The following is a 786-nucleotide window of genomic DNA, read 5'->3' as shown; positions in this document are numbered from 1 at the left end:
ACATAGCCGTCCTTCATGCCGTCCACGCTCTTGTCCGGGGTGAAGGATGCCACCATCATCGACGGCGTGGGCGACAGGTAGTGCGGATAGACGATCTCCAGCAGGTGCTGGGTAAAGGCCGGGAACTGAAGGTCCAGTTCCAGCTGCACCCGCGCCGACAGGAAGGCCACGCCCTCGAGGATGCGTTCCACATAGGGGTCGACGACCTCGGCCGCGTCCATCCCCAGGCGCGCGGCGATCTTGGGATAGGCCTCGGCGAATTCGGCACCCATCTCGCGCAGAAAGGCCAGTTCACCTTCGTAGTGGCGCAAGAGGCGGGTATCCATCAGATCCCCCGCACGGCATTCGCGGCCGTCGTCACCCGTTCCAGAAGCAGTTCGCCCGTGGTGAAATCAACCTGGCTGCGCAGGTAAAGTTCCATCGGCATGGGCTGTGCCCACATCTCGGCTGCGATGTCGAAGGTCACGATGGTCTGGCCCAGGGCCGAGCTGTCGCGCAGGATCACCGACAGCGTCCCGTGGATGATGCGGGGTTCGAACTTTTCGATGGCGCGGTGGATGGAATCGCGGATCTGGAAGGCGCGTTCCTTGATGTTGTATTCGCCCGCCACTTCCTGCACCCCGTAGGTCAGGACCGAATTCGACGCATGCGGATACAGCTCGGCCGGGATCATCGAGCTGTTGTCGAAGGTGTTCAGAAGCCAGGACAGGTACCAACGGCAACCCCCATCCGGGGCCGAAATTCACCTACAAGCTGGCGTGGATGGCGAAGCTACGGGAACGCATG

Annotated in this window: 2 protein-coding genes; both read right to left on the bottom strand. The window is 62.2% G+C overall.

Features of this window, described 5'->3' with window-relative positions; genetic code table 11:
- Positions 1-326, bottom strand: a 326-nt coding sequence (locus ACLD7X_RS17390) for a type VI secretion system baseplate subunit TssF (protein ID WP_411424946.1), incomplete at its 3' end; no start/stop codon positions are given.
- Positions 326-697, bottom strand: coding sequence for a type VI secretion system baseplate subunit TssE (locus tag ACLD7X_RS17385; protein ID WP_411424947.1), 372 nt, complete (start codon positions 695-697; stop codon positions 326-328). The genes ACLD7X_RS17390 and ACLD7X_RS17385, both read right to left, overlap by 1 nt.
- Between the last annotated feature and the right edge of the window lie 89 nt (positions 698-786).

The organism is Aphanothece microscopica RSMan92 (assembly GCF_046613545.2).
Lineage (GTDB): Bacteria > Cyanobacteriota > Cyanobacteriia > PCC-6307 > Cyanobiaceae > NIES-981.
The sequence above is the reverse complement of the archived record's forward strand: the minus strand, read 5'-3'. Positions and strand labels throughout refer to the sequence as shown.